Origin of the sequence: Mucilaginibacter frigoritolerans, assembly GCF_007830615.1 — a bacterium.
Lineage (GTDB): Bacteria > Bacteroidota > Bacteroidia > Sphingobacteriales > Sphingobacteriaceae > Mucilaginibacter > Mucilaginibacter frigoritolerans.
On record NZ_VLLI01000001.1, the window covers coordinates 609,276 to 633,689 of the forward strand.

17 protein-coding genes are annotated in these 24,414 nt (G+C 36.0%); 9 read left to right on the plus strand and 8 right to left on the minus strand.

Annotation, left to right across the window (positions count from 1 at the left end):
• Window positions 1-518 (minus strand): hypothetical protein (locus tag JN11_RS24340; protein WP_211360617.1); only part of this gene is annotated, 518 nt, incomplete at its 3' end.
• 596 nt (window positions 519-1,114) lie between these two features.
• Here JN11_RS24340 and JN11_RS02575 point away from each other — a divergent pair.
• Window positions 1,115-2,551, plus strand: coding sequence for a tetratricopeptide repeat protein (locus tag JN11_RS02575; RefSeq protein WP_144909316.1), 1,437 nt, complete (start codon window positions 1,115-1,117; stop codon window positions 2,549-2,551).
• Window positions 2,552-2,622: 71 nt separating this feature from the next.
• Here JN11_RS02575 and JN11_RS02580 read toward each other — a convergent pair whose 3' ends face one another.
• The 4 genes from JN11_RS02580 to JN11_RS02595 all read right to left on the minus strand — a co-directional run bounded on the left by JN11_RS02580 (window position 2,623) and on the right by JN11_RS02595 (window position 8,066).
• Window positions 2,623-2,910, minus strand: a complete 288-nt coding sequence (locus JN11_RS02580) for a hypothetical protein (RefSeq protein WP_144909318.1) — start codon at window positions 2,908-2,910, stop codon at window positions 2,623-2,625.
• Window positions 2,911-3,109: 199 nt separating this feature from the next.
• Window positions 3,110-3,478: a helix-turn-helix domain-containing protein gene (locus JN11_RS02585; RefSeq protein ID WP_144909320.1), complete on the minus strand. Its 369-nt coding sequence runs from the start codon at window positions 3,476-3,478 to the stop codon at window positions 3,110-3,112.
• 159 nt (window positions 3,479-3,637) lie between these two features.
• Window positions 3,638-5,914: an ATP-dependent helicase gene (locus JN11_RS02590; protein ID WP_144909322.1), complete on the minus strand. Its 2,277-nt coding sequence runs from the start codon at window positions 5,912-5,914 to the stop codon at window positions 3,638-3,640.
• Between the two features lie 181 nt (window positions 5,915-6,095).
• Window positions 6,096-8,066 (minus strand): M1 family metallopeptidase, encoded by a 1,971-nt coding sequence (locus JN11_RS02595; protein ID WP_144909324.1) that lies wholly within the window; start codon window positions 8,064-8,066, stop codon window positions 6,096-6,098.
• Between the two features lie 303 nt (window positions 8,067-8,369).
• Here JN11_RS02595 and JN11_RS02600 point away from each other — a divergent pair, with 303 nt between their 5' ends.
• On the plus strand, window positions 8,370-10,904 hold the full coding sequence (locus tag JN11_RS02600; RefSeq protein WP_144909326.1) for an ATP-binding protein: 2,535 nt from the start codon (window positions 8,370-8,372) through the stop codon (window positions 10,902-10,904).
• A gap of 12 nt (window positions 10,905-10,916) precedes the next feature.
• Here JN11_RS02600 and JN11_RS02605 read toward each other — a convergent pair whose 3' ends face one another.
• Window positions 10,917-12,245 (minus strand): sigma-54-dependent transcriptional regulator, encoded by a 1,329-nt coding sequence (locus JN11_RS02605; RefSeq protein ID WP_144909328.1) that lies wholly within the window; start codon window positions 12,243-12,245, stop codon window positions 10,917-10,919.
• Window positions 12,246-12,393: 148 nt separating this feature from the next.
• The gene (locus tag JN11_RS24345; RefSeq protein ID WP_170227675.1) at window positions 12,394-12,567 is read right to left on the minus strand and encodes a hypothetical protein; all 174 of its coding nucleotides are present in this window, start codon (window positions 12,565-12,567) and stop codon (window positions 12,394-12,396) included.
• Between the two features lie 285 nt (window positions 12,568-12,852).
• Between JN11_RS24345 and JN11_RS02610 the strand changes: the two genes are divergently transcribed.
• From JN11_RS02610 to JN11_RS02620, 3 genes are all read left to right on the plus strand, one after another.
• Window positions 12,853-14,856 carry a thioredoxin domain-containing protein gene (locus JN11_RS02610; RefSeq protein WP_144909330.1) on the plus strand — a complete coding sequence of 668 codons (2,004 nt, stop codon included), beginning with the start codon at window positions 12,853-12,855 and terminating at the stop codon, window positions 14,854-14,856.
• Between the two features lie 59 nt (window positions 14,857-14,915).
• A complete protein-coding gene (locus JN11_RS02615; RefSeq protein WP_144909331.1) occupies window positions 14,916-15,413 on the plus strand; it encodes an FKBP-type peptidyl-prolyl cis-trans isomerase in 498 nt (165 codons plus the stop codon).
• Between the two features lie 352 nt (window positions 15,414-15,765).
• The gene (locus JN11_RS02620) at window positions 15,766-17,466 is read left to right on the plus strand and encodes a sodium/sugar symporter (protein ID WP_211360628.1); all 1,701 of its coding nucleotides are present in this window, start codon (window positions 15,766-15,768) and stop codon (window positions 17,464-17,466) included.
• 92 nt (window positions 17,467-17,558) lie between these two features.
• On the opposite strand, the gene JN11_RS02625 is transcribed toward JN11_RS02620, so the two are convergent.
• Window positions 17,559-18,251, minus strand: coding sequence for a toxin-antitoxin system YwqK family antitoxin (locus JN11_RS02625; RefSeq protein WP_144909335.1), 693 nt, complete (start codon window positions 18,249-18,251; stop codon window positions 17,559-17,561).
• A 243-nt stretch (window positions 18,252-18,494) separates the two neighbouring features.
• Here JN11_RS02625 and JN11_RS02630 point away from each other — a divergent pair, with 243 nt between their 5' ends.
• From JN11_RS02630 to JN11_RS02645, 4 genes are all read left to right on the plus strand, one after another.
• On the plus strand, window positions 18,495-20,408 hold the full coding sequence (locus JN11_RS02630) for a tetratricopeptide repeat-containing sensor histidine kinase (protein ID WP_144909336.1): 1,914 nt from the start codon (window positions 18,495-18,497) through the stop codon (window positions 20,406-20,408).
• A 134-nt stretch (window positions 20,409-20,542) separates the two neighbouring features.
• Window positions 20,543-21,619: a fatty acid desaturase gene (locus JN11_RS02635; RefSeq protein ID WP_144909338.1), complete on the plus strand. Its 1,077-nt coding sequence runs from the start codon at window positions 20,543-20,545 to the stop codon at window positions 21,617-21,619.
• A 183-nt stretch (window positions 21,620-21,802) separates the two neighbouring features.
• Window positions 21,803-23,338 carry a TolB family protein gene (locus JN11_RS02640; RefSeq protein ID WP_144909340.1) on the plus strand — a complete coding sequence of 512 codons (1,536 nt, stop codon included), beginning with the start codon at window positions 21,803-21,805 and terminating at the stop codon, window positions 23,336-23,338.
• A gap of 7 nt (window positions 23,339-23,345) precedes the next feature.
• Window positions 23,346-24,266, plus strand: coding sequence for a sugar phosphate isomerase/epimerase family protein (locus JN11_RS02645; RefSeq protein ID WP_144909342.1), 921 nt, complete (start codon window positions 23,346-23,348; stop codon window positions 24,264-24,266).
• The last annotated feature ends 148 nt before the right edge of the window (window positions 24,267-24,414 follow it).

Genomic DNA, 24,414 nt, shown 5'->3' on the forward strand with positions numbered 1-24,414 from the left:
TTGTCACCAGATAGGTCACCACTACCAGTGGTATGCTTTTCGCTCATCAGATCACCACTACCGGTTGTGTTTTTGTCACCAGATAGGTCACCACTGCCAGTTGTATGTTTTTCGCCCATCAGATCACCGCTACCTGTTGTGTTTTTGTCACCAGATAAGTCACCACTGCCAGTTGTATGTTTTTCGCCCATCAGATCACCGCTACCGGTTGTGTTTTTATCACCAGAAAAGTCGCCGCTACCGGTTGTGTTTTTGTCACCAGACAAGTCACCACTACCAGTTGTATGTTTTTCGCCCATCAGATCGCCGCTACCGGTTGTGTTTTTGTCACCAGAAAAATCACCGCTACCGGTTTTATGTTTTTCGGGTATTAAATCCCCGCTACCGGTTTGGTTTTTTTTACCAATGGAAACTATTTCTGAATTAGCAGTATTTGTTAAACTTTTAGTTTGTGCAGATGTTGATATTGCTATAATTGAGCCTAAAATAAATACTGCTGGAAATAATGCTTTTTTCATATTGAGTGTTAAATAAATTGCTTATACTTTAAGAATAGTGTTGTTTTTGTCTTGTAAATTAACAAATTAATTATTATTTTATTTATTTTTACGAATATTTTTTAAAAAAAAGTTCTATCCTTAAATACTAATTAATGTTTTTAAGGGGGTTTTAAATTTTTTTCAAATAACTAAAATGAAAAAACGGCAATAACCAAAAAGACTATTGCTTGAAATTAAAATAAAAAAAAGTATTGAAATGGAATTGTTAAGAACAAATTTGTAAAATAATTGATTGTTAAGCTTTAGGTTTAAAAAAAATTGAAATTTGCTTTAATAAATACTGTTTTATTAAAGTAAATAAAAAGGGCTTAAACTCAATTTTTAAAAAATGTAATTAACTTGTCAATGTTCAATAATTTATCAATAACAAATATAAATAACTTTTTTAATTGGCAAAATAATTGACACTTAAAATGAGAGTTTTTTTTAACTGCTTATTAAAAAAGTTTGATTAAACCCAATAGTTTGATAATTTGCACCGCTAGAAAATTCACATCATAATTAAAAAAATCTTAATTATAACTTTCTATCCATTTAAACGTAATAATATATTAATGAAGAAATCTTTATTGTTAATGCTTTTGGTTTGTCTTGCGTTTTTAGCCAGAGCGAAAAATATTGGAGATAATTCAGGTTTGGATAGTAATGAGGTTATTAAACTGACTAAGCGTGGTTTTTCTATGCGTTTAACAGACCCTGAACAAACTGTTAAAGATGCAGGTAAAGCCTTAGCCTTGGCGCAAAAGATAAATTATACTGCAGGTATAGCCGAGTCTTGGCGAGTTATGGGGATAGGAAATTACTATCTGAATCAATCAGTAAAAGCTATTGATAATTATTTAACTGCACTTAATCTCTTTACCAAACTTAATGATTTGAATGGGGAAGGAAAGGTATATAATAATATTGGCAACTTGTACAGAGATAATGATTATGACCGTGCACTGGATTACTTTGAAAAGGCACTTGGAATTGCAAAGAGGCTGTCTGATAATAAATTAATAGCTCCGATATACCTAAATATAGGTAATGCTTACTATAGCAAAAAGCGCTATAATCTGGCATTAAATTATTATAACAAGAGCAATGATTTATATATAGCTTTAAAGGATACTGTAAACCTTATAACTTGCATGCAAAATAAAGGTGTAATTTATTTGTCTCTTAATGAGATGGATTTAGCCGAGGCCTTTTTGCTTTCTGCCAATAAAAAAGCAAAAGAGCTGGATTTAAATGATCCTGTAGCACGTATTGACCTGAGTCTTGCTGAGTTATATATGAAAAAGAATCAATTTGATGCTGCTGAAAAGGCAATAGACGAAGGGGTTACTTTTTCAAATATCATTAAAAATGAGAAAACACTATCTGATTTTAAATTAACCAGTTACGAACTGGAATATAAGAGAAAGAATTACGAGAAGGCATTAAACATTCTGCATGATATTTACAGGCAGGACAGTGCAGTTTATAAACAAAATACTTCAACACAAATTAATTTAATACAGGAGCAAGTAAAACAACAGGCCCGTGAAAGGGAAAACGAAATATTGTTACAACGCCAGAAATATGATCGTATAAGGTTTTGGGGCGTTACAATTGTTTTAGGTTTATTATTGGTGCTAGTGGGTATCCTGATAAGTAATGTGAAGCGTAAGGCTAAAACTAATATACAGCTAACTAACCTAAATGCAGAAGTTTCAAGGCAAAAAGACAACCTGGACAGAATAAATCATCATCTGGAAGAAATTATAGATGAGCGGACCAAAGACTTACAGGTAAAAAATAAGAAGCTTTCAGAATATTCATCCTATTTATCGCACCAAATCAGAGGGCCAATCGCAACTCTTAAGGGATTAATGAATCTTGAAAAGGAGGGCTTGGTGGATCAGCATGAATGCATCAGAATGATGAATAAGTGTGTAAGCGAAATCGATGATAAAATTATCGAAATGAGCGATATGTTACATGACCCCGGGCGGATAGGATTTTAATTGAATATCCCTCTTTAGTTTAAAAGTGTTATGGCCATTTCTGGCACCCATAATTATATCTGTAAGTTTATTTATATAGGTAAGGATGAGTGGATTTGAGCTTCTATTAATCCTAGATAGATACAATACCATGATATCATTTGGAGGATAAGTAACTTTCTGTGCCGCTTATACCCTTTTGTTTCAAAAGCAAGTGTTTCCTCGCCTGCAGTTACAAAAAATCTAACCTCACCCTTACTGGGTTTAAAATGTGATTTTAATAAGTTATATACTTTTACCTTAAGCTTGCTTTCCGGATCGTGGATAGTTCCGTTCTTTAATGCTTCATTATTTGAAATTGAGATTAAATAGTTTGACATAATTCATAGATTAATGTATTATGTCAAATACAATTCTTACTCCAAAGTAATCATTGAAGTGGTGATTTGTGCTCATTACCAATAGTTTATAGTGGTAATGAGGGTTCAATTCATCAAAAAAAGAAAATAGGCACCTTGTCTACGCATAAATGAGAAGACAAAAGTGTCATATTTAATGAACAGATTATTTAATCTGACGCTAAACTATAGCAGTTGTTTTGTTGCGTAATTCTTCATAAAGTAATATTACTTTACGTTGTAAATTTGCAATTTCTGCTTCACGGTCAACAATTTTCTTTTGGGCAATACTCAAATTGGATACCTGTGGTTCGCTTTCTTCAGCATCAAGTGCAAGTAAGTTAATTACATTAACTTCATAGATGTTTGCAATTTGTTCAAGGCGGGATAAGTTGATGTCTGTAACACCAGTTTCAATTTTTGAAAAAGCAGGGATTGAAATTCCTAAACGGTTAGCAACATCTTCCTGGCTCCAACCGCGTTGATGACGAATAGTTCTAATGTTCTTACCAACGGATTTATTGGTCTTCTTTTTTTGATTTTCATTCATAAGGTTTGTTCTCAATAGTTTTCTTAAGATATATTAGGACTAAAAGCATTTCAAAATTTGTGCCATTTTAATTAATGGGCAAAAAACGCAAATAAGTGAGTTAATAAATATCTTAATAAAAAACTGGGGAATAAATTCCACGAAAAATGGGTATTTTTTTCATTGTATTTTTATAATCCTCAGTTTTGCAAACTTTAGAAGCAGTTGTTTTTGACCAATTTCTTTAAAGAAAATGGTTGCTTTTATATCTGGTTTATTGCCTTCAAGACTTATAACTTTTCCAAATCCGAATCTTTCGTGCTCAACATCCATACCAACCTGTAAGTTGCTTGTATCAGAAGGTGCAAAACCTGCTGATGGTACATGTGCTTTCGCTAAAATAGAGGTTGTTTTTACTGTTGGTTGTTTAGGTTTCGAAAAAGTATCATTCCCTTTACTCCAGGCGGTCCTTTCATCACTAAAAAACGCATCATTTCCGGTAACGGGTTTTGCAGTAAGATCCAGATCCAGATACCTTGCGTCAATTTCATCAAGAAAACGGCTTGGTTCGCAACTAATCAGCGTGCCAAATTTAAACCGGGAAGTGGCGTAGCTTAAAGTTAATTTGTTTTCGGCTCGTGTTGTGGCAACATAAAATAACCGGCGTTCCTCTTCAAGGTCAGTTCGTGAATTAAGTGACATTTGTGACGGGAAAAGATTTTCTTCCAATCCAACTACATAAACTTGTGGAAATTCCAGCCCTTTGGATGAATGTATTGTCATTAATGAAACAGTATCAGCATTTGCATTATTATCCTTATCGTCATTTGTTAATAAAGCAACATCCTGCATAAAAACATCCAAACCTCTTTCTTCAATGTCCTCTCTTTCTGAAAACTCTTTTATACCATTTAATAATTCCTGTATATTCTCATACCTGTTTAATCCTTCAACAGACTTATCTTCATACAGATCCTTAAGGAGCCCTGAATGCTGTGCAATGTGCAGAGCCGATTCGTAAGCTGTTTGTGTTTTTGTAATTACCTGGAAGCTTTGAATCATGGTAGCAAATGCTCCCACAGAAGCTGATGTCCGTCCATCTAGATATTTTGATGGATTAATAATTACTTCAAATGGCGTTATCTGATGCTGATCGGCACTAACAATAATACGATCAACTGTGGTATCGCCAATACCCCGGCGTGGATAGTTAATAACCCTCTTTAATGCTTCTTCATCACTTGGATTAAAAGTAAGCCTGAAGTAAGCGATTAAGTCCTTTATTTCCTTGCGCTGATAAAATGACAATCCCCCATAAATTTTGTAAGGAGTACCCATTTTACGCAGAGCCTCTTCCATTGAGCGTGATTGGGCATTGGTGCGGTAAAGAATGGCAAAATCATGCCATTTTAAGCCCCTGGTGCTCCGTTCCTGCATAATAGATTCAGCTACAAGCTTACCTTCTTCGTTATCACTGAAGGCGCGCATTACCTTTATTTTATCGCCGGCTTCTTTCTCTGAAAATACATTTTTTTTAAGCTGCTCTTTATTGTTGGATATAATACTGTTTGCAACATTTACAATGTTTTGAGTAGAACGGTAATTTTGTTCGAGCTTAAATACTTTAAGGTCAGGATAATCTTTTTCAAAGTTGAGGATATTCTGAATATTGGCACCGCGGAATGCATAAATACTTTGTGCATCGTCACCAACTACGCAAATATTTTCGTTTACTGCCGCAAGTCTTTTTACTATTAAGTATTGTGAGAAGTTAGTATCCTGATACTCATCCACCATAAGGTATTTGAATTTATGCTGATACTTGTTAAGCACTTCGGGGTAATTTTTAAGGAGCTCGTTAGTTTTAAAAAGTAAATCATCGAAATCCATAGCGCCGGCGCGATAGCAACGGGTAGCATAATTTTGATAAATTACGCCCAACTGTCCACGGCCACTTGAAAAGTCATCTGCTTGTATTTGTTCGTTTTTCTGATACTCTTGCCAGGAAACCAAGTTGTTTTTTGCTGCTGATATACGACTGTAAACGAAGTTTGGACTATATAGTTTATCGTCCAGATTCATTTCTTTTAAGATAGCCCTTAGTACACTTTTGCTATCATCAGTATCGTAAATGGTAAAGTTATTCGGATAGCCAATTTTATCCGCCTCCACCCTCAGTAACTTTGCAAAAACAGAGTGAAAGGTTCCCATCCATATATTTTTGGCGTCGGGGCCAACTAAATGATTAATACGCTCGCGCATTTCGCGGGCGGCTTTGTTGGTAAAGGTTAGTACCAATATATTGAATGCATCAACCCCATTGCGGATTAAATGTGCCACTCTAAAAGTAATAACCCTTGTTTTTCCTGATCCTGCGCCTGCAATAATCATTACCGGCCCGTTAATCTGTTTTACCGCAGCCTGTTGCTCCGGATTTAATCCCTGTAAATAATCCAAATCGTCTCCCTTTTTTCTATTAGGGCGAAATTAGGGTTTTGAGGTGAAACGGGAAAGGAATTTCGTAATCCTAAAGTACCCGGCTAGTCAAAATTGTTCACGGTGAGAATAATGTAAAAAAAAGACCTGCTTTGATCAAAGCAGGTCTTTTTAATGAATTTTAAAATTCCTAAATCAATAATTATTTTCCGCTCCAAACATTATTCTTCCTGTCAACATCAGGTAACTGATGGTCAGGGTCGAGTTCTATAGATTGAATAGCAGAGGTTGAAGGGTAAACAAATGTCCATTCGCCCGCACGTTGCCAAATATTTACCGGCAGATTAATGGTTTCAGTTTTGCCATTGGCCTGGGTAATTTTCAGGGTAACTGGCATAGCCATTTTTTCTTTATTTAATAAAGTGATCAAAGCGCCATTAGATGCATCATCCTTTACATATTTTACTGATTCAACTGCCTGATCAAGTTTCCAGGTAGTAAAGAACCATGGTTTAAAGAACCAGTTTAAATCCTCACCTGAAGCATCATTCATCGCTCTGAAAAAATCGTATGGCAGCGGGTGTTTAAATGCCCAGTGTTTTACGTATTCGTGGAAAGCATAATCAAAACGATCAGGACCTAAAACCACGTTGCGCAACATATCCAAACCTAAAGCGGTTTTGGTATAATACTGGCCGTAATCGTTAATAGCTTCGGGAGCTACCATTAGTGGGTCTTTTGCTCTGGTCATCATACGGGCAATGCCGTTAGCCATTCTGGTTTTGCTATTGTAATATTCGCCATTGTTAAATTGCTGTGTAGCGTATTCATTAATGAAAGTATTGAAACCTTCATCCATCCACATATATTTACGCTCATTTGAACCTACAATCATAGGGAACCAGTTGTGCCCAATTTCGTGGGTAATATCACCCCATAGGCCGGCATTTTTTAAGTTACTTAAGCAAAATATAATACCGGGGTATTCCATACCTAAGGCAACACCAGACACACTTACTGCCGAGTTCCATGGATACTCAAAATATTCTTTTGAATAAATTTCCATGCTATTTTTTAGATATTCAGTTGAACGGCCCCATGAATCATTACCAGAACTTTCAACAGGGTAGGTACTCATAGCAATACCTTTACGACCTGATGGGAAATTAACCCTTGCAGCGTCCCAGATAAATGCTTTTGATGCTGCCCATGATACATCACGGGTATTCAGCATTTTAAAGTGCCAGGTTAAAGAACCTTTAAATGGATGGGTTGCAGGATCATTAACTTCTTCCGGTTTAATAATCATCACTGTTTTATCGCTGTTACGCGCTTCTGCTAAACGGCTTTGCTGGGTAGCAGTTAAAACCTGTGCGCCATTTTGTAAATCGCCAGAGCCTGCAACAGTCATATCTGCCGGGGCAGTAACGTAGTAGTCATAGTCCCCATAATCGCAATAAAACTCACCTAAGCCCATATAAGGCAGTGTGTTCCATCCTTCAACGTCATCATACACACACATGCGTGGATACCACTGAGCAAGTTCGTATACATAGCCATCTTTAAATTTCTTGCGGCCCATTCTGTCAGCTCCGTAAAAAGGAATAGAGAAGCTATAATTAACTTTTACCTGTATTTTTTCGCCTTTTGGACCCATTGGGGTATTTAAGCGCACCTGCATACGGGCATCAGTAATTATTGGGTCAACTTTATAAGTTTGGCCTTTGTAAGTAACTGAAACCGATTCAATATGGTAACCTCCACGATTAAAACCCTTAACATCAAAACGGTCGCCACCAATTGGAGTAGTTGCTGCTCCGCGTGAATCAGGTTTGAAAAGATTCTGGTCAAGTTGCAGCCATAAATAATCCAGATTATCAGGGCTGTTATTGGTGTAAGAAATGGTTACTTCTCCGGTAATGGTAGTGTCCTTATCTGCTTCAGTTAAATTAGCTTTTATCAAGTAATCGGCACGATTTTGCCAATAGTGCTGGCCCGGCTGTCCGCTTGCCGATCTGGTATCACCAGTTGTAACCGGCCATGGTGTGGAATCAAAAACATCCAGGTGGTTATATTTTATAGAATCGGCTTGTGTTTGTGCCGACGCTGTTGTCGCCGTGATTAGGAGTAAACCCAACGCACTTAGTAAATAATTTAATTTTGAATGGTGCATTTTTTATTTGTTCATATTTTACAGGGCAAATTAACCAAATAAATTATGAATTCGATAATTGTAAGCAAAATGATATGATGAATTATTGAGGCTTCAATGAAAAGTGTTTTTGATTTTTTAAGGTTAAAAGTAAAATTTAAATAAACTATGGCCGTTGTATGTTTAAAACGGCCTTGCAAAACTTTGTTTATCATTTGTAAAGATGATGATAGATAAAAAGCTGCTATAATAAAAATACCCCTGTTTTATTTGCCCCTAATTGCAAACTATTCCGCATTGTTTTGTTGTATTTGAAGCGTAAATATGGTTAATTATATAAAAACAGCTTTTTTAAGTTCAACCAAAGGGAAAATAATTATAGCTTCCTTTCTGGCTTGTTTTGCTTTGCTTTCGGCATGGGGAATAAGCAGAATTGCGTTTAAGCAGATGCTGGGTGCAGTTGAAAAAATGTCATCGCCTTATGAAAAAATGCGTTTAGTAAATGAACTTACTCATAGGGTGGCCAAGCTTGATCAGGTACAAAAAACAAATTTATTAGATAATCCCACCAGCTATTACAGTTCTTTTTCAGAAACAAAAAAATTATTATGGACAATAGACACTCTAAAAACTGTTTATGCGGGGGATGAAGCACAGACCAAAAGACTCAACTCATTAAAAAGATTGTTAATTGACCGCGATAAGCTTTTTATTAATTACCTGAAAGTCAGAGCCGGTCTTGTAAATAATACTTCGTTTTCAAACCAGATTAAAATGCTTAATAGGCTGGTTAATAAAAGTGCCCGGGAAAACGATAGTACTGTTACAATAACAGAAAAAAAGACCTCAACAACAACTATTTTTCCCGAAGAAGTTAAAGATACCATAAAAGATAAGCGCGGATTTTTGGGCAAGCTTTTTGGAAAGAAAAAACAGCCTCAAATTCAAAATAACACTTCGTACAAAGTTGTTGACGAAGAGTTGAACGTTAAACATGATACACTTTCAAAAGCAATTCAGGATAGTATCATTAAGGGAATGGGACAAGCCATGCACATTCTCGAAAAAACACAACTCCGGAAAAGTGCTCAGTTTATAAACAAAGAAACGGGTTTAACTAAGGCAAACAATAAGCTTGTGCGCCAAATACTTGCCATTATTAAAAAGGTACAAACAGAATCACTTGCTCAAATTCAATTAAATAATACCGAGGCAAAAAACGTAGTTACTACCACCATTACTCGCATCAGCATAATTATTGTGGTGTTTTTTATGCTTACCGTTGTTTTGGTGTATTTTATTTGGGCTGATATAACCAAAAGCAATCGCTACAGAAAAGAGTTGGAGAAAGCCAGGGATGAGGCGGAATATCATGGCCAGGCAAAACATCGTTTTCTTTCAAACATGAGTCATGAAATCCGCACACCTCTTCAATCCATTATTGGGTATACAGAGCTGATTAAACAACAGGAACATCCTCACAAAAAAGAAATTGACGCAATAGCCAAATCATCGGCCCATTTAATGCAAATTGTTAATGAAGTGCTTGATTATAATAGAATTATTTCAGGAAAATTTACCTTCTCCAATCAGGTATTCTGTATGGCTGAACTGCTGGAAGAAGTAATATCGGCATTAAGTTTACAGGCAGATGAAAAAGGCATTGCATTAATTACTGGTTATGAGTCGCATTGCATAAATTATGTAGAAGGGGATCCTTTTCGTTTAAAACAAATATTATTTAACATACTCGGAAATGCGATTAAATTCACGGAGAAAGGATATGTGAAATTAACCCTTTCGCAGAAGGAAGACCATCAATTTTTGAAATACAATTTTGAAATTTTAGACACCGGAATTGGCATTAATGAAAAGGACGTTGAACGGGTATTTAATGAGTTTGAACAGGTTAATGCGGCTGGCTCAAATAATTTAAGAGGAACAGGCCTGGGCTTACCCATTAGTAAAATACTAATTGAAAATCAGGGTGGCCATATTGAGGTTAAGAGCAAACCAGGAGAGGGTAGCTGTTTTACTTTTTCGCTTAAATATAAAATGGCTATTAAATCAGTTAAAGAAGTTGAAAAACAGGCCGAAAATATTTCAACAGTAACAAACGATGAAGTATGGATAGTTGATGATGATAAATTTATCCTTGAATTGTGCAGCAGTATATTTAAGAATTACAATATACAACACCAATGTTTTAACTCACCAAATGAGGTATTAAATGCGCATTTTAATAATCATGTAAAACATGTTTTTCTTGATATTCGGATGCCAGAAATGAATGGGACCGAACTTTGTCAGATACTCAGAAACCGGATGCCTGCTGATGTTAAAATATATGCGTTAACTGCTCAGGTTTTACCCGGGGAACGTGAATCAGTTTTAAACCATGGATTTGATGAAGTACTGATTAAACCATTTAAAGCTGATGATTTACTAGCATTAATATCGAAGGTAAAGACTGATGATGAAAAACTGCTTCAATCAGAAATTGATTTGAGTAAGTTAGAAAAAATGACTTTTGGAGATAAACGCCAGTTGACTAAAATTCTTAAAAGATTTACTGAAGATTGTATTGATGATATTGCAGAATTGAGGATTAGTATAGGTAATCAGGATAATTGGAAAATTATTTTGTTATTGCACCGCATTGCAGGCCGTGTTTCACAAATAGGGGCAGGTAAGCTGGCTGCTGATTTCAGGCTGGCAGAAATGGAATTTAGCAAAGTGGAAAAGCTTGATGACACTCAAATTAATGCCATTTTAATACTTACGGATAAATTACAGTATTTAATAAAGCATTTGAGGGTTATTTATTTGATAGATGAGATAGCAACAGAGGTAGTTTAGCGACCACATAAATTAAACCTCAATGCCATAGCGTTCAATTTTGCTATAAAGGGTTTTACGGTCAATATTAAGAAGTTTAGCCGCTTTTGACTTATTGTATTTTACCTTTTCCAATGTTCTTTGGATTAGTTCTTTTTCATTTGCTTCATTGATCAGCTTTAGATCTGATTGTGGCTTAGAGGCATAGGTAATGGTAAAAAGCATTTCCTCAGGTAATGATTCAACGCTTGCAACTGATGATGGGGTAAGCAAAACCATTCGTTTTATTACATTTCTAAGCTCTCTTAAATTGCCGGGCCAATCATATTGTTTCAATACTTTCCTTGCCTCAGGCGAAATGCTTTGTACGCTGCGCCCAAGCTCGGTATTTGATTGTTTAATGAAATGATTAATAAACAAATCCAAATCATTATGGCGATCCCGAAGCGCAGGGAGCTGCAATTTAAACTCATTGAGGCGGTGATAAAGATCCTGCCTAAAATCACCTTGATTTACGCTGTTTAATAAATCGTCGTTGGTGGCAGTAATAATCCGGACGTCAACCTTAACCAGCCGGGTGTCTCCTAGTGGATGAATAGATTTTTCTTGCAAGGCTCGCAGTAACTTTATTTGCACCTCATAATTTAAATTGCCAACTTCATCTAAAAAAAGAGTACCTCCGTCTGCAACTTCAAATAACCCTTTTTTATCAGTCACAGCGCCCGTAAAAGCACCTTTAATATGCCCAAATAATTCGCTTGCTGCCAAATCTTTTGATAACGCCCCACAATCAACAGATATAAAAGGTTTATGGCTTCGTTTACTTTGCTGGTGTATTATTCGTGCTGCGTATTCTTTGCCGGTTCCTGTTTCTCCCTGTATAACTACTGCCATATCAGTTGGGGCAACAACATCAATATAAGCATATAATTTATCAGCATCGGCACTTTTCCCTCTAATAAAGTCGGCTATTGGCGTATTTTCATTAATAGGTTGTTTTTTATCGGTATGAAGAGCATTTTTAATGATCATCATTAATTCATCAGGATTTACCGGCTTGGTTATATAATCAAAAGCACCAGCCTGAATGGCTTTTACCGCTGTGCGTACATCGTTAAAACTAGTCATAATAATAGCTGGAATTTTCAGACCATTTTGTCTTGCATTGCTAAATATATCTAGCCCGGTACCATCAGGCAGCCGGTAATCAAGCAAGAGCAAGTTATAACTTTGTTGCTTTAAAAGCTTTAAAGCGCTCTTAACATTGGCGACAGCATCAATGGTATATCCGTTTTTTTGGAGAAAACCAAATAGTAGCTGTGAAAAGGTAATGTCATCTTCAACAAGCAATATTTTTACCATTAAACTATAAGAATTAACTATAGCAAAAATACAAAACACATATTGATATATCGTTTTATAAAAGCTTATTAGTTTTTTAGTATTAAACGGCGCAATAAAAAAAGCCACCCCATTTTATGAGGTGGCTTTTTTTAGGTGGATGAAAATATTATCTGTGTTTCATCATGGTGGAATCCTTCTTTTTGGTAGAGTCCCTTTTAGTTTTTACTTTTTTCTTAGTTGTATCAGTTTGCATTGTTTTAACTGCTGCAACTGCACTGTGTGCATAAACGCTTCCGAATCCGATTGCAGTTAAAGCAATCATAGTGATTAGTTTTTTCATGTTTTCTTAGTTTTGATATGGTATATATGAAAGCATAATGATGCCAAAAAAGGATTTTTATTGTAACTTTCTTTAAATCAGTGTTTTATTTATAATGTAGATTAGATATACTGTGGAATATCTCTACACATTGGTGAAGTATGCAACAGTTATCGGCAGCAGAAAATCCTTAATATTTAATTACGCATGAATTGAAATAGTGAATTTTGTAAAACTTTTATTCTTTACAATTGATTTAATTTTAAGCGGGTTAATTATTGCATTTTAGCCACCAAATAAATTACTATGAATCGTTTGGCCAATTCAACCTCACCTTATTTGCTGCAACATGCCAATAATCCTGTAAACTGGTATCCATGGGGTGCGGAAGCATTGCAAAAAGCAAAGGAAGAGAATAAACTGATATTGGTAAGCATTGGTTACTCTGCCTGCCACTGGTGCCATGTAATGGAGCACGAAAGTTTTGAGGACGAACAGGTGGCAGCAGTAATGAACGAATATTTTGTGTGTATTAAAGTTGATAGGGAAGAACGCCCGGATGTTGACCAGGTGTATATGAGCGCTGTGCAATTAATGACAGGGAGGGGAGGGTGGCCACTTAACTGTATTTGCCTGCCAGATCAGCGCCCGATTTACGGTGGTACTTATTTTCGCAAAAACGACTGGACAAGCCTGCTGTTTAACCTGGCTGATTTTTATAAACAAAAGCCTGCAGAGGCAGAAGATTATGCAGTAAAGTTAACGCAAGGCATCCAGCAATATGAATTCGTTGAATTTGTAAAAGAGCAGCCAGCATATGCAAAGGCTGATCTGGAGCCGATAATCAGTAACTGGAAAAAATATTTTGATTATACTGAAGGTGGTTTTGGATCGGCTCCCAAATTCCCTGTACCCAATAACTGGATAAGTTTAATGCGGGCCTCACATCTGTTAAAAGATGAAAGCATAGCTAAAGCGGTTAAATTAACCCTACACAAAATGGCCTTCGGTGGTATATATGACCACGTTGGTGGTGGTTTCGCACGTTATTCGGTTGATGGCCGCTGGCATGTGCCGCATTTTGAAAAAATGCTGTATGATAATGCACAGCTTATTAGTCTTTATGCCGAAGCTTATACATGGAACCCGGATCCGCTCTATAAAAAAATAGTAGAAGAAACGGTTGATTTTACCCTGCGTGAACTTATCTCGCCTCAATACGGCTTTTATTCCGCGCTTGATGCAGATAGCGAAGGGAAAGAGGGTAAGTTTTACATTTTCACTAAAACAGAAATAGAAGAAATATTGGGTGGCGATGCTGAACTGTTCTGCATCTATTATAATATTACAGAGGATGGGAATTGGGAAGAGGAAGCATCAAACGTTTTATTCCGAAAAGAAAGGGATGAAGTGATGGCCGCAAAATTAGGTTTAACGATTAACGAATTGCTGGATCGGATTGCTATAAATCGAAAAAAAGTATTTGACGTTCGCAGCTTACGTATTCGCCCAGGCCTGGATTACAAAATTCTGGCTTCATGGAATGGATTAATGTTAAAAGGCTTATGTGATGCTTATCGTGCCTTTGATGAGCCTGAATATTTAGATATCGCTTTTAAAAACGTCAATTTTATTTTAAATAATCTTTTAAATAAGGATGGCCGGTTAATAAGAGTATTTAATGCTACCGCAGGTGACCAGATAGCGTTTTTGGATGATTATGCTAATATTATTGATGCCTTAATTGCTTTATACGAAGCTACTTTCGATGAAGAATGGCTTGCAAAGGCAAAAGATCTGGCAGATTTAGCTATCCTTTATTATTATAGCGAAGAAACAGGCATGTTTTATTACACCGCAGGTGATGATGAAGTATTGATAGCCCGTAAATCTGAAATTATGGACAGTGTTACGCCATCATCAAACTCAGTAATGGCACGTAACCTTAGTAAACTGGGTCATTTTTTCGACAATGAAAGCTATTTAACCATCTCGACGCAATTATTGAGGAATATTACACCACATCTGGGAAATTATCCATCATCTTATTCAAATTGGGTATTGTTATTGCTGGAAGAAGTTTTTGGGGTATTTGAAATAGCCATTACAGGTAACAATTTTGAAGATATCCGCATAGAAATGGAAAAAAACTATGTCCCAAACAAAATTATCTTGGGTGGTAAAAAAGGAAGTTTACCTTTGCTGCAGGATAAGTTTGGTACTGCTACACAAATATTTATTTGTAAAGGTAAAACCTGCGGATTGCCTGCACTAAATATTATTGATGCCTTAAAACAAATTCAGGGCTAAAACAGCAAATACCTCATGAGTTTTGCTGATTGAAAATTAAAAACGAAAAAATTATTCCAATGAAAATTAAACCACAACACGTAGTGTCATTAACTTACGATCTGTATGTTGACCAGGAAGGTTCTGAAGTATTACAGGAAAGCGCTACCGAAGAGCAACCGCTTACTTTCTTATTCGGAGCAGGACAAATGCTGCCAAAGTTTGAGGAAAACTTAAGTGAACTTTCAACAGGTGACACTTACGAGTTCCGTTTATCTGCCGAAGACGCTTACGGCGAATATGATGAAGAAGCAGTAGCTAATTTGCCTATAGAGATGTTTAACGGTGCTGAAGTTCCAGAAATTGGTAGTGTTTTGCCTTTGCAGGATAACAATGGCAACCGTTTTCAGGGACAGGTAGTTTCAGTTGCTGAAGATTCAGTAATTGTTGATCTTAATCACCCAATGGCGGGCCAGGAATTACACTTTAAAGGAAATATCCTTAACGTTCGTCCCGCTACACCCGAAGAATTATCTCATGGCCATGCACATGGTGCTGATGGCCATCACGGCCACTAATAATCCGTCCAATATTTAATAAATTTTAAATTAAAGCCTTTGATTTATCTGTTCATAATGCAGATAAAGTCAAAGGCTTTTTTGTGCCATTTAAATAAGTAACTGGCCTCTCCATTACAGTCCTAAAAATAAGTTCTCTTTCATTAAGAGCCCTGACTATAACCTTCTTTTTTTCCATATTAAAAAGGTTTTAAACGTTACCTGCCGAGCATTTTTTGCTGCATTTTATTATGGAGTTGTATGTAAATAAAAAAGATGTTGAAATAGAATAGTTAAAAATTTGAAAAAGAGATTTATATACTTTATAATTGTCAAACCAACATATAAACAATAACTAACCTAATAAATGAACTTGAAAAGCCTTTCCTTTAGCGACTATGTCGTGTTTTTAATTTACTTCGTTATAGTTTCCAGTTATGGCTGGTGGGTATACAAACGCAAACACAATGCCGATGCTACTTCAAAAGATTATTTTTTAGCAGAAGGTTCACTTACCTGGTGGGCTATTGGCGCTTCATTAATAGCATCCAATATATCTGCCGAACAATTTATTGGCACCAGCGGATCAGCGTTTAAAATGGGTTTGGCAATATCAACATATGAGTGGATGGCTGCCATTACATTGATTATTGTAGCCGTATTCTTTATACCTGTTTATCTTAAAAATAAGATATTCACTATGCCGCAGTTTTTGCATCAGCGATATAACGGCACAGTAGCAATGATAATGGCTATATTCTGGCTGTTGCTGTACATTGTGGTTAACTTAATGTCGATTCTTTACCTTGGAGCATTGGCAGTTAGTGGTATTTCCGGGCTTGATATTCACTTGTGTATCTGGTTGCTTGCTATCTTCTCTGTAATAATTACACTGGGTGGTATGAAGGTTATCGGTTATACCGATGTTATACAAGTAGCAGTACTTGTTCTCGGTGGCTTAATGGCAACTTACCTTGCACTAACCCTTTTAAGTGAGAAAGAAGGTACGCATGGTTTACTGCACGGTTTCACAATTCTGCGTTCAGAGGCGAGTGATCACTTCCACATGATATTTAAGAAAGACAATGCAAATTATATGGATTTACCCGGTTTGTCTGTGTTGATAGGTGGTATGTGGATCACCAACCTTAACTATTGGGGATGTAATCAGTATATCACACAGAGGGCGTTGGGTGCAAATCTAAAAACTGCCCGCGGTGGTATTTTATTTGCTGCCTTCCTAAAATTGTTGATGCCTGTTATTGTTGTACTGCCCGGTATAGCGGCATATCTGCTATATCAAAAAGGTATGTTCCACCAGGAAATGATGAGTTCATCGGGGGTTTTAGATCCTAATAAAGCCTATCCATCATTGTTGAATTTATTGCCATCAGGGTTAAAAGGACTTTCCTTTGCGGCCTTAACTGCTGCTATTGTGGCCTCATTGGCCGGCAAAGCAAATAGTATTGCCACAATATTTACCCTGGATATCTATAAAAAAGCAATTGATCCGGAGGCGACAGATAAAAAGTTGGTTAAATTGGGTAAATGGTCTGTAGTGGTTGCAATGGTATTAGGTATAATTTTATCTGAATTAATTGGTAAAGCACTAATGGGTGCGGGTAAACAGGGTTTCCAATACATACAAGAATACACGGGTTTTGTATCTCCGGGTATTTTCGCCATGTTCATATTGGGCTTCTTCTGGAAAAAGGCTACTTCAAATGCGGCCATGTTTGCTACTATTGGTGGTTTTGTGTTTTCTTGTTTCTTTAAAGTGTTACCACGCTTTGCTGATCTTAGCTTCCTATCGCCTTATGGTTTCTCAAAGCTGGCTCTTCAGGATGATAAAGTGACTAAGCTTTATGAAATTCCATTCCTCGATCGTATGGGTTTTGTATTTATTATTTGCGTAATAGGCATGTACATTATATCGAAAATTGATGCAGCGCGTGGTACTACTACCAACGGACTTGAAATTGATGCTTCAATGTTTAAAACATCTAAAGGCTTTTTAGCCGGCGCATTAATTATTACCGGTATAGTAGTAGCGCTTTATTCAATTTTTTGGTAGCAGATTAAATAAGCCGTTACCAAAAAGCTCATTGTTTTATTATAAAATAATGAGCTTTTTGCATTTGATAATGAGGGGGCGGTTAATATATTTTAGTAAAAATCAAGCTTCCCTTTCGATGTAACAAAACACTTAATAATTATCCTTGATAGAATGGGCTTACTGTTTAAGGTTGCGGGTACAAATTGCCTGTCTTCTTCACTAAACAGATTAACATCCAGACTAAAGACCTGTTTGTATTTATAATAATCAGAAAAAATATGAATCTTATAGTCAGCAAGACGTCCTAACGGACTAACCAATAATTCTATTACGGCATCATAATTATCTGTATTGATTTCAAATGTATCAAAAGGAACCTGGAATGCTGTCATATAGGGAATTAACCCATAGTAAACTCCGCCAATTTTCAGGGGTCTTGTTATTGTATCTGTATCTTCAATTTTTTGATCTATCAGGTAATGAACATCATAAAGTGTATCTAAACCCGATTCAAAAATCACTTCGTTTTTATCATAATTAAATCGTTGCACCAATTTGCTATCGGGTTTATAAAAATTCCATATGCCAGTTTTTTTATCATTGGTATAATTACCCGTTGCTACTAATGTTTTGTGCTTAAAAAGAGCCCTGTAAAGTCCCTGTTTAATATCTTTATTTGATTTTAATACCTCAAAAGTTTCCGTAACCGAATCCGTAAGCCTGTTATTACGTTCAATTGTTTCCTGGGCAAAACACCTGGGCATGTACAAAATAAATAACAGATAAAAAAGTAAGTTTTTCACGGATAATTGGTTTTTGCCAATATAAAGTATGTGGAAATAAAATCAAAGAATAAAAATATTACATTTGGTTTAGGAATCATTATTAATTAAAAATAAATATTTAATTAATTAATAAATAATATAGTTAAAAAGATATATCAAATTGGTGTTTTTATATAAGAATGCTTTTTAAACGATAAGCTTTTAATTAAATTAGCTGATGAAAACGAAACAAATATTGCATCTTTTATCGTATTAATACTCATGAGGGGCTTCATAATAATATTATTTATAATTCTAATATTTACCCTTCCCTCCATTGCCCAAAAAAATCAATCGAAAAATGATTCGTTAAATTCGTTTTTCTCAAAGGTTAAAATAGACAGGTTAAACAATACCGCACATAATATTTATCTTTCAGCGCCCGATTCTGCCCGTGAAATGGCCTCAGAAGCTTTATTGCTTGCTGGAAAGGCCAAATATGCCTACGGCAGAGGAGAGAGTTATTTAACTATAGGTTTGATATATTGGTCGCAGTCATATTACCCAATTAGCTTATTCTATTTAAAGTCCGCGCTTAGTTATTTTCCTAAAACCCGACCGCTCGAACGTTCGGATGCTTATAAAGCTATTGGCCGTACTTACGCTGATCTTAAAAAATACAAAGAGGCATTAGTCTATTTAGATACAGCTATGTACTATGCCGGCAACGATACCGTTTGCATTGCTAAAGTGATAAGCGAAAAAGCAAATGTTTACAGCGAACAAAAAGATTATAAAAAGGCTCTTAAAGCTGCAATGTTCTCATTAAAGTTAAATAAGAAAGTAAGAGATAATAATAATATTGCAGTTTTATATAGTCGCCTAAGCTCCATTTATAATAAAATGGGGAACTATACCGCAGCTATAGCTTATAATGACACGGCGCTTTTGAAAAGTGCACAGGTAAATAATCTGCGCTTACGTGCTTATACTTATATAGAATATGCACGTGTCTATAACAATAATGGTCGTTATAACGATGCTATCTCTAATGCACTAAAAGCAATGGCTCTTGCTGATAAGATTGGGGTAATAGATGCAACATATAAATCCTATCAGGAAATCATTAATAGTTATTCGTTAAAAAATGATTTAAAGGAAGCATTAAACTGGCAAACAAAATATAATGTAATAAGGGATAGCTTAAACAATGTTGCCAAACTGAAGACAATTAAGCTTATACAGAATTATTACGATCTAAATTCCAGAATGAACAATATCTCATTAATGGAAGAAAAAGATAAGACAAATAAAGCGAAGATAAAATCGCAATATGTATTGATAGAGATATTGATGATGTCGCTGGTTGTTTTGGTAACTATTTGCTGTGCTACCTTTTATTTTTATAAACAGAAAAAAATATTGAGTAGTAAGTTGCAGCAGCAGCATAAAGAGTTATTGGATCAAAAACAACTGATTGAAATTCAAACCATCAATTTGCAAAAAGTGAATGGCCTTAAGGATAAATTACTGGCTGTAATAGGGCATGATTTGCGCACACCTGTTGCCAACCTGAGTAATATAATTGAAATGTTTGATGAAAACTACCTTTCTGCCAATGAAGTGAGAGAATTGATGAAGGATATAAGCCCTATTATAAAAGGGGCCGAATTAACCCTTTCAAATTTGCTGGATTGGGCTGGTAGCCAGATTAAAGGGAGGAACATTCATTCGTCAAATATTGATATTTACTTGCTTGGTTTGGAGATGGAGCAAACATTTGCTCATGATCTGCAATTAAAAAAAATCGACTTTATAAACCAGGCATATCCCGGCCGGGGTGTTTATGCAGATGAAAATCACCTTAAAGTGATTTTGCGTAATTTGATAGGCAACGCCATTAAGTTTACAGAAACCGGAAATATAATGCTTACTACTGTTATAGAAAATAACGACCTAATAGTTAATGTAACAGATAGCGGCAAAGGAATGACTGTTGATGAAATTGACAGATTATTTTACTTAAATACTCATTTCTCAAATTCAGGAACATCAGGCGAAAAGGGCACAGGCATAGGCTTATTGCTTTGTAAAGAATTAGTGGAGCTTAATGGTGGCAAATTATCTGTAAAATCGGTACCGGGACAAGGGAGCACTTTCTATTTTAACCTTCCACTGGTAAAAGCTTATGCGTAACTAAATCCCTCCTTGTTACGTTAACATTACTGTAGAATACCTTAATAATTATTTATTGTCATCTTTATGTAATATAGTTATATTTAAAGCGTACTATATACAAACAATATAAACTTAAATACCCTCTCTAATTAATGACTTTTTTAAAAAATGTGCTCGAACCGCCTGTCTATGGCTGGAGAGACCCTGCCGGGAACTTTACTAAACCCAGTAATTTCCAAATCTCCAGCGAATTTTTTTCACGCTTAAATGTATTTAAAAACAAAAAGAACTGGTTATCCTTTGTAAGCTGGTTGTTAGTTTTGTGCCTCGCACCTTTTTTATTCCTCTTTATCTTTAAATATTTTTCTATAACAGGCTTAATTATTGCTTTTGTGTATGGAATGATAGTGATGGGTACACATGGTACCATTTGGCATCACAGATATTGCACACACAGAGCGTATAAATTCAAAAATAAATTCTGGCGGTTTATCACGCAGAATCTTACACTTAAAATTATTCCGGAAGAGATTTATGCAATATCTCACCACGTGCACCATGCATTATCCGATCAGCCGGGTGATCCATATAATGCGCAAGGCGGTTTTTTATATTGTTTTTTGGCTGATGTAAATCATCAACCCATTGCCCGTAACATGAGTGTTAAAGATTATAATCGTTGTGTTACCATGATGGATCATACAGGTGTACAACCTAATACATATGAGCAATACCAGAAATGGGGCTCGGTAGCAAATCCGGGTCGCGCTATTCTGAGTATTATTCTTAACTGGGGCTTTTGGTTTACCGTTTTCTTTTTAATAGGCGGGCCGTCCTTGGTTTGTGCAATTTTTGGAGCTGCTGGCATTTGGGCCGTAGGCGTACGTACTTTTAACTATGAAGGGCATGGTAAAGGCAAGGATATGCGTCGCGAAGGAATTGATTATAACCGTGATGATATGTCAATTAACCAGATATGGCCTGGCTTTGTAGCAGGTGAGTGGCATAACAATCATCATTTGTTTCCAAACAGTGCCCGTTCGGGTTTTAAACCGTATCAAATTGATACGGCATGGTATTATATTAAATTTTTAAGCCTGATTGGTGCTGTAAGTTCTTATCGTGATTCTAAAAAACAATTTTATTTGGAATATTGCCCTGTACCGGTAGCCAATAAAAAGCAGTTTGCAGCAGCTGAAAAAGTTCCTTTTATTGCTGAACAAGTATAAAACAGATTATAAGAAAATCATAAACAACGTCCCCGGCTTAAAAACCGGGGACGTTTTATTTTATGTACTAATTATAAAATGAGTACGTGATGAATACATATTGTTACATTAACACTATTCCTTTTACAAATGTAATTTTTACCTTAGTAAACCAATTACAACCGTTAAGAATCAATAAACCCAATGAGCAAAAAAATAATTTACCGATTTTTTTTCTTTTGTGCTGTTTTTTTATCTGGCATAAAACTTCATGCGCAAAGTAACCTGATAGGAATATTTGATGATCAGAGTGATATAGGGAAGGTTAAACACGCAGGAAGTGGCTCTTATGACAGTAATTCCCAAGAGTATCATTTATCGGGGTCAGGAACAAATATCTGGGGCAATCATGATGAGTTTCATTTCGTTTGGAAACGTATGAAAGGCGATTTTATATTGCGTACCAATGCAGCATTTATTGGTAAGGGTATTGAAGAACACCGCAAGTTTGGATGGATGGTGCGTACCTCGCCCGATTCAAACTCAAAACATATCAGTGCCGTAGTTCATGGAGCAGGATTGACCTCTCTGCAATTTCGCAGAACGGTTGGAGGTGCTACTGAAGAAAAGAAATTTGAATTGACCTCTGCTGATGTTATTCAGTTAGAAAGAAAAGGTAATACTTACACCATGTCAGTCGCCCGCAAAGGGGATTTATTTGTTTCACAAGAAATAAGTGATGTTGATTTGGGTGACGACGTTTATGTGGGTTTGTTTATTTGCGCCCATAACCCGGATGTAACCGAAAAAGCTGTATTTAACAATGTAAGAATTGTGGTTCCTGCTGGTAAAGATCTTGTTCCTTACCATCAATATTTAGGCAGCGAAATTGAAATATTGGATCTTGAAACTCAAAACAGTAAAATAATCTATCAATCTCCTAAATCATTACAAGCCCCTAACTGGATGAAAGATGGCAAAAATCTGCTTTATAACAGCGATGGTTTGCTTTATACTTTCAACCTTAAAAATAATTTGCCAACAGTATTGAATACAGGCTCTGCTATTCATAATAATAACGATCATGTAATTTCATTTGATGGAAAATGGCTTGCAATAAGCAGTAGTGATAGTACAGGCAATTCAATTGGCTGGGTATTACCTGCAACAGGTGGGCAACCTCGCCGGATGAACAAGATTGGGCCATCGTACATGCATGGTTGGTCTCCTGATGGTAAATACATCGTGTTTTGCGGTTCAAGAGATAAAGAATATGATGTTTACCGTATTCCGTCTGCCGGTGGCCCTGAAGTGAGATTAACAACAACTCCTGGTTTGGATGATGGACCTGAATATTCACCAGATGGGAAGTATATTTATTTTAATTCGGTGCGTAGCGGTTTGATGCAGGTATGGCGTATGAAGGCTGATGGCAGCGAACAAACGCAAATTACAAATGACGATTATAATAACTGGTTCCCCCATATTTCGCCTGACGGGAAGTGGATTGAATTTATCACCTTCCTGAAAACAGAAGTTGCAGCAGGTGATCATCCTTTTTATAAGCATGTTTATTTAAGAATGATGCCTGTAGGTGGCGGCCCAATAAAAGTCATAGCTTATTTATATGGCGGACAAGGCACTATCAATACCCCGTCATGGGCACCAGATAGCAAGCATTTGGCTTTTGTAAGTAATAATACCTTATTGTTTCCCGTGTTTCCAACAGCAACAAATTAATCAATTTATGAATCATTCACGCCGCGAGTTTATAAAAAATACAACATTGGTAGTTGCAGGTGCAGCGCTTATGCCCGATCATTTATTTGCCGACCCTAAAAAAATTGAACGTTTGGGCGTTCAACTCTATACGGTTCGGGATGCCATGAAGACAGATCCTTCAGGTACTTTAAAAAAGCTTTATGACGGTGGTGTGCGTCATGTAGAGCATGCCAACTATATCGACCGTAAATTTTATGGCTATACAGCAAAGGAGTTTAAGAAACTTTTAGCTGATATTGATTTGCAAATGCCAAGCGGACATACCGTTATGACTGCTCAGGATTGGGATAAGGCAAAAGGGGATTTTACCGATAAATGGAAATATACTATTGAGGATGCCGCTACTGTGGGTCAAAAATATGTGATAAGCCCCTGGCTTGATGAAAGCTTACGTACAGATATGGATGGTCTTAAATATTTTATGGAGCAGTTTAACAAATGTGGAGAATTGTGTAAAGCTAGCGGGATGAAATTTGGTTACCATAACCACGATTTTGAGTTTACCACTAAAATTGGCGACGGTAACTTATACGACTACATACTTGCTAATACTGAACCTTTATTAGTTGCACAGCAACTGGATATTGGTAATATGTTTGGATTGCCCGGTGGTGTTGCAATTGATATCATCAACAAACACCCTGGCAGGTTTGAATTAATACATATTAAAGATGAAATTAAATCAGCCACCAATGGTGAGATGGGACATGGATACGAAAGTACTATTCTTGGTCAGGGCTTGTTACCGGTAAGAGAAACTTTAAAACTTGCTCGTAAAAAAGGAGGAACTTCTCAGTTTATTATTGAGCAGGAATCATACCAGGGAAAAGATCCGGTTGATTGTGTAAAAATTGATTTACAAATCATGAAAAATTGGGGTTATTGATAGTATTATTTTAACTTTCAATATTGTTTTAAATCTTTTCTGTTTTAGTAAGATTACCTCTCAATTTGAGTTTTAGTTAAAGAAGCAATATAAACCAATTAGCTCATAGGCTATTTACTGCGAATATTAATAAATGTTAATTGTACAT